At 40.6% G+C, this 6,507-nt stretch carries 4 protein-coding genes; 2 read left to right on the top strand and 2 right to left on the bottom strand.

What is annotated here, in order from left to right:
- Positions 1-269 precede the first annotated feature (269 nt).
- Positions 270-1,331 (top strand): AraC family transcriptional regulator, encoded by a 1,062-nt coding sequence (locus ABYU67_RS11680; protein WP_372845393.1) that lies wholly within the window; start codon positions 270-272, stop codon positions 1,329-1,331.
- A 165-nt stretch (positions 1,332-1,496) separates the two neighbouring features.
- On the opposite strand, the gene ABYU67_RS11675 is transcribed toward ABYU67_RS11680, so the two are convergent.
- Positions 1,497-2,171, bottom strand: coding sequence for a hypothetical protein (locus ABYU67_RS11675; protein ID WP_372845391.1), 675 nt, complete (start codon positions 2,169-2,171; stop codon positions 1,497-1,499).
- Positions 2,172-2,395: 224 nt separating this feature from the next.
- Here ABYU67_RS11675 and ABYU67_RS11670 point away from each other — a divergent pair, with 224 nt between their 5' ends.
- Complete coding sequence (locus tag ABYU67_RS11670) at positions 2,396-2,869, top strand: hypothetical protein (protein WP_372845389.1); 474 nt, start codon at positions 2,396-2,398, stop codon at positions 2,867-2,869.
- A 796-nt stretch (positions 2,870-3,665) separates the two neighbouring features.
- Here the strand turns inward: ABYU67_RS11670 and ppc are convergent.
- On the bottom strand, positions 3,666-6,440 hold the full coding sequence (ppc, locus tag ABYU67_RS11665) for a phosphoenolpyruvate carboxylase (protein WP_372845387.1): 2,775 nt from the start codon (positions 6,438-6,440) through the stop codon (positions 3,666-3,668).
- Between the last annotated feature and the right edge of the window lie 67 nt (positions 6,441-6,507).

The raw sequence follows: 6,507 nt of genomic DNA, 5'->3' as shown, positions 1-6,507 counted from the left end.
GTGGTCATAGGTCCTGCACTTATTCAAGAGCCAACCACTACCGTGGTCATTAAAAATGGCTGGCAAGCAGAGCTGCATGAGACTGGCACTTATAAGCTGACTCGAGCAGCATAAAGGTAGGTTGTTAAGTAAAACCAACTAGAGGCTTCAGGCATTAAAGAGTATTTAATGCCTGAAGCCTTTATTATTTTATGATATAAAAGAGGATTATTGATCAATAACTGATAGGATATCAGTACAGTTGTATACCATATATTGAGTATTCAAGGATGACTGCAAATCAAAAGCCAAATTGCTATCAAAGTACTTCTAATCAAATCTTGCTGGAAGATAAGACAAATGACATCGCTGCACATGATTCACCAATTAATAAAAATCTTCTAAGCGCCTCAGGGTTAGAGATGCCAGCAACAGATAAAGTGCAGACTTTAGATGCTTTTGACTGGAAATATACCATCAATGAGACTTATTTTAATCTTGATGTGAGTTTTAGGCAACCGAATAAGTTTTCTGGTTTTTTGCAACACGCTAAGCTTTTGGAGATAGGCGTCTCACACTATCATGCTAATACTGTGCACTATAATCGCGGCAGACAGAGCGCTGGCTATAGTGATGACAGTATTTTAATGACCTTTCCTCTGACAGGCGATGTTCGTTTTACCCAAAAAGGACGGCAGCTGACCTCTAAACCCGGTCAATTCTTTATTGAGCTGTCAAGCTTACCTTATGAGTTTTATCATCTGCAGGAAGCGGCACTGTATGTAATCAAAGTGCCATTAGTATTACTTACAGCGCAAATGTCCACCATAGAGCGGCAGTTTGCACGCAGCTTAACGATTGATGAAGGTGCTGGCAGGCTACTTGTGTTTCAAATGAAGCAAATACTGACGCTTATTCATAATCATCAGTTGGCTGAATTGGAGATTAAAATACTAGAGCAGCAACTGCTAAATCTTATTATCCTGACTCTAAGCGCACCAAAAGAAGCGATGATGAGCAGTATATCCTGTATAAAATCGGTGCATTTAAAGCGCATCGAGCACTATGTAAATCTAAACTTGGCAAATTCTGATCTGACTCCTAAGGCAGTCGCGGCGGCTTGTCATATCTCTGCCAGATACTTACATAAGCTGTTTTTTGATCTGCCTTATACTTTTTCAGAATGGGTTAGGGAGCTGCGTTTAAAGCAGGCCAATCATATTTTGAAGAGCAAAAGCTATGTGACTATAGACGAGGTCGCGCACAGAGTAGGCTATGCTGATCAAAGTTACTTTTCACGTATATATAAGCAATACTTTGGTTATGCGCCAAGAGACACCATTCAAAAGTGATGATAGGTAGTTTGGGCACTGTAACTGCCTCCAAACGCTAACATCATTTATATTAAAATTTGAATATATAGTAATAACATAAAACCAAAAGGGCAGTGCACCATATACGGTACATTGCCCTTTTTTAATAAAAATTTCTTAAAATATCATGTATTTACACTGTTATTAAACCGTCCATTGATCGTTGATAATAGCCACTAAATAGCGTTTACCTTGATAGTCATCAAATACCAAACGCATACCGCGCCAGTCCATACCATCATATTTGGCTGTACCTTTATAATAAAAATCGACCACATCTGATTTTGGGTAAATATCTTTGATGTTATTAATCATATTGCCGCGAGATTCGAACTCATTGATTTTGATATGGGCATTGTTAAACTTCTTAGCATCAACCCAGGTCTGCAAATATGTCGGTAGTGGCGTAATCAATAAATCACCTGTACCATCCTTTTCGCCCCAAGTAAAACGAATCTTTGACTGCTGCAAGTATTGAGCATATTGCTCACGGCTAAAGACTTTGTCTTTGTCAGGGCGCACATAAGCATACATTGAAAAACGTACGCCACGTGTCGGATGGATATCATTGGTGATTCTAGAAAAATCATTGTTGGCAAGGGCGCGCTGGATACGCATTGCTTGCTGTTTGAGTGTTTGCTGGCTCATATCTGAGACGACAGGGATAGATGAGTTACCGGTTGATTGATTTGGCGTACTGGCGCTGGACTCAGCAGAGGACTGGCAACCGGTGATTGCTAGCATTGAAGCAAAACCCGCTGCAGTTGAGAGCTTATAAAGATAAGACTGAGACATATTAAAACGAGTAGACGGCATCATAACAATATCCTTATCGTAGCTTATTTAAGTCAATCTAAAACACCTACTAAAACCACTGCATATTTACCAATCAATAATACTCATAACGCAGCAAAGTTTATAATGGTGCTATGTAAACAGTATTTTTTATTAAACCCGATAGACACAATCAAGCAGTAAAGCCGTAGTTTGTATGTGATTTAATGAATATAATACTTAAAACGTCATATTTCATGGAGGATGCCATGCAAAAAATGATACTTTTGGCATTGGCGCTCATAATGGGGTTTTCCGCTATCAAGGCGACCGCCAATCTAACGCAGCCGTTACAGACAGCTTTTGTTATGAAAATTGATACTATCGCTAAGATGTATCAGCAGGATGTGAATAACGAAGGAATGGATAATCCAGTGGTATTGCTACAGTATGCCAATCCGGATCTAAAAGCTGCTATGCAGCGTGAGCAAGAGTATTTTGCTCGAAAGCAGACGTCCTGTCATGTCGGTTATGATGTATTGTGGAATTCTCAAGATCCTGATTATACTCAAGACAAACAGTTTTCGGTGACGACTAGAGGTTTGGTTCAAGTCAGCTTAGCGCAAGGCAATGATGTATATTATGAATTATCATGCGATGCTGCTGTGTGCCAAGTGGCGGATGTCATATTAGACGAAGCTGGGACTTCTTTACGAGCGCACTTGCTAAAAAGCTGTTCATAACCAAACACAAATATATTGATACCCGCATCTTTAAATAATTTCTGATAGAAATATAAACGCTGTTTTTTTGATGGTGCTAGATAAAATCTCATTTTCACGGATCTTAAAAACCATTGGTTTGTTTTCGCATAATGTATATTATGTTAAATGATGGCTGTGTGGTGTTGAGTTCATGATATCTGTTTAATGCCTTCTAGCTCAATAGCAACACATAGTCTACAACTTATTATTCGGTTCTTACTTTGACCTACTTCACTATCTATTATAGTTAAACAGTTCTTACGATCTGCCTGGGGTTTTTGTACGCCTAAATATTTTTGGACTATAGTGTATTTTTGATTTAGCTCAATGTACTTATTAATACCAATAATGCGTTCAAATCTTGCCAGTACACCAACTTGCTATTCGGTGATTCCCACATGCTTTGTATTGAAGTATTATCAAAGCAATTGTCATGTTCTGATCTTTATCTTTAGCCTCTAAAATTATTGACCCCTATAGTCAAATCTATATAAACAAACTTGATATATTTTAGTTAGGCAGCCTGACGATAGAAACTCACCCACATCTGCATCCGTAATCTAGAGCTCAAAGGAACTACTAAAAACTGACTTATTCCATCTATTATCATTTGTCATAACGTTTCTTATAAAGATAAAGATTAGTTCCTCATACAGACATTCAGCTACTAGTATAGCTGAATGTCTAAATTAGTTAACCCTACACTTCTTCAACCTTCCTAAGTTGATTAGAGTAAAGTAATGTATTTAGGTATCTGAATGTACTTCTCTAGCAATCATCCCGTATTGCGCAAACCTGCTGCTAAAGCATTGATACTGCGTACTAAAGTATCTTCAAAAGCAAGATCACCGTCATTACCAGTAGCATCTTTTTGTCTGGCACGTTTTAACAGCTCGATTTGTATATAGTTAATTGGATCCAAATAAGCATCTCGCCATTCAAGGGAAGCGGCAAGATTCTGCTGATGCGCCAATAATGAGGTCTGATTAAGCAGGGAGTTTAAACCTGAATAAGTCAGCTCATGCTCGTCAGTCACCGCTTTCATAATCTGTTCACGTAAAGTCTCATCGTCACATAATTGGCTATAGGCATGAGCAATACTCATATCAGACTTAGTAAACGCCATTTCAATATTGCTAATAAACACGTTAAAAAATGGCCAGTAGTCTATCATTTCCTTCATTAATGCTTCATCATCGATGACGCTATGCAGTGCACTGCCAACGCCATACCAAGCTGGCAGTGTAAAGCGCGCTAATGACCAACCAAATACCCAAGGAATGGCACGCAAAGTGGTTTTACTTGGTAGGCCTTTATTACGGTGCGACGGACGTGAACCAATATTTAATAAAGATATTTCTGCCACTGGCGTCGCTTGTGAGTAGAATTGATAAAAGCCTTCGGTATGGTCAGTCAGCTGACGATAATGCTGTTCACCCGCGTCTGCTAAACGCGCAAAGAGTGCTTCGTAATGTGGCAACTCAGGCGGTTGTATTACAAATTTTGAGGAGCAAGCTTTGAGCGTGCCAGTGATACCCATGGTCAGCTCAAATACCGCAGTATCAGTGTTGGCATATTTGGCATAAAGAACTTCGCCTTGTTCGGTCACTTTGATTTGCCCATGCAGTGTACCGGCAGGTTGCGCCGCAATTGCTTTATGGGTTGAGCCTCCACCACGACTGACTGAGCCACCACGGCCATGAAACAAGCGGGTTTTGATACCATATTCCTCAGCGATACGGTTAATGGTTTGCTGCGCGCTATACAGCTGCCATGCAGAGGTGATAATACCGCCATCTTTTGATGAATCTGAATAACCCAGCATGATTTCTTGCGTGTTATCTAAGTGTTGCAGCAACCCTCGATAAAGCGGATTATCCAAGACGGCAGGTAAAATCTTATCGATATTTTTAAGGTCTTCGATGGTTTCAAACAAGGGTGCGACGGGTAAGTCAGCGGACAGTTGCCCTTCGTCATTCACTGTACATAAGCCTGCAAAGCGCATGAGTAGTAACACTTCTAATAATTGACTGGCGTTATTGGTCATTGATATGACGTAACTGCCGAAAGTATCTTGCCCGACCAGTTTACGTAAGGTTGCCACAGAGTTCATCAAAGCCAATTGTTCGCGTGTTTTATCACTCAAGTTATCGGTATAAATGAGCGGTGTACCGGGCTTTTCAAGTAAGCGCGTTAGCCATTCTTGGCGCTCAGTTTCAGTGAGCATTTGATAATCTGGCAGATTAGAGGCATTGGCAAAAATATCGGCTATCACCTCGCTATGATAAGAGGACTCTTGACGAATATCGAGCGCTGCCAAATGAAAACCACAGGTTTTGACCAAACGAATCATATCAAGTAATAAGCCTTCGCCATGTGCCGTATCGTGAGTATTGACACTTTTCCGAATGATGCGTAAATCTTCTAACAATTCTTGCGGATTGGTGTAAGCATCTTTTTCAGCCTCGCTATCACTACCTTTGCTTTGAATATGGCTATTAGTCGATTTTATTTTGGCAAGAATAATCGATAACAGTCTTCGGTACGGCTCATTGTTGTAATCGTCAGTATTGTAATCAAAGACTCGTCTGTCGAGCTCACGATAACTTTCAATTTTTGTATACACGTCAGGTTCGATAGCGACAATTGTATCGCTGTGAATCAGTTCACGACGCAATTTTTTGATCAACACTTGATAGTGACGCAAGACGGTATTGGCATGCATCAATACGGCCATTTCTGTGGTGTCATGAGTGACAAAGGGATTGCCATCTCTGTCACCACCGATCCAAGAACCAAAGCTCATGAACGCCGGTAAGGGATAGTCTGTTAGCTCAGGATAGATATCAACAATGGCGTCTTTAATATTACGGTAAACTTTGGGAATGGCGCTGAATAAACTGGCATTGAAATAATGCAGGCCATTATTGATCTCGTCATAGACTAAAGGTTTACGCGTCCGTACTTCATCAGATGACCATAATAAATCAATGGTTTGCGCCGTTTGTTCTTTCGCTTGCTCATAGGCGAAACTGTTTTCAGGAAGATTATTCAAAGCATCGCTATGCTTGAATAAACTCTGCAATAGATTCATCGTCGTACGGCGACGCGCTTCAGTCGGATGGGCGGTGAATACTGGGATAAATTTTAGTTGCTCAATCAGCTCTTGCATTTGGGCGGGTTCAATATTGCGCTCACGACATTCAAGCAGCGTACGCCGAAACGAGCCTTCCCAGCTATGTTCCGATTGCATACGCAAGGCTTGACGTTGTTCTCGTAAGTAATTTTCTTCACTGAGATTGGCTAAGAAGAAATAGATAGAAAAGCTGCGGATGACATTTTTTAAGGTTTGGTTGTCTAACGAGGCAATAAAGTCGATGAGTTGTTGCTGGTTCGCTGCGTTAGGCGCCCGGCGTTGCTGGATAAAACCTTGGCGTAGGGTTTCAATCGTGTTGAGTGTTTGTTCGCCCGTTTGCCGAGAAATCGCCTCTCCTAGAAATGAGCCTAATAAGCTGATGCGTTCACGTAGTACGTCGTTATCAATAGTCATCCTTGATCTCCTGATCAAATTCATTCAAATATAGTCGTGCGGTCTTAAATGTAGGTTTTCTATGGTG

It is taken from the genome of Psychrobacter sp. (assembly GCF_041554015.1).
In the GTDB taxonomy this organism is placed as follows: domain Bacteria; phylum Pseudomonadota; class Gammaproteobacteria; order Pseudomonadales; family Moraxellaceae; genus Psychrobacter.
The sequence above is the reverse complement of the archived record's forward strand: the minus strand, read 5'-3'. Positions and strand labels throughout refer to the sequence as shown.

Excerpts from the sequence above, each read along its gene's own strand:
- ABYU67_RS11680 (WP_372845393.1), top strand. The coding sequence starts at position 270 with ATGACTGCAAATCAAAAGCCAAATTGCTATCAAAGTACTTCTAATCAA.
- ABYU67_RS11675 (WP_372845391.1), bottom strand. The coding sequence starts at position 2,171 with ATGATGCCGTCTACTCGTTTTAATATGTCTCAGTCTTATCTTTATAAG.
- ABYU67_RS11670 (WP_372845389.1), top strand. The coding sequence starts at position 2,396 with ATGCAAAAAATGATACTTTTGGCATTGGCGCTCATAATGGGGTTTTCC.
- ppc (WP_372845387.1), bottom strand. The coding sequence starts at position 6,440 with ATGACTATTGATAACGACGTACTACGTGAACGCATCAGCTTATTAGGC.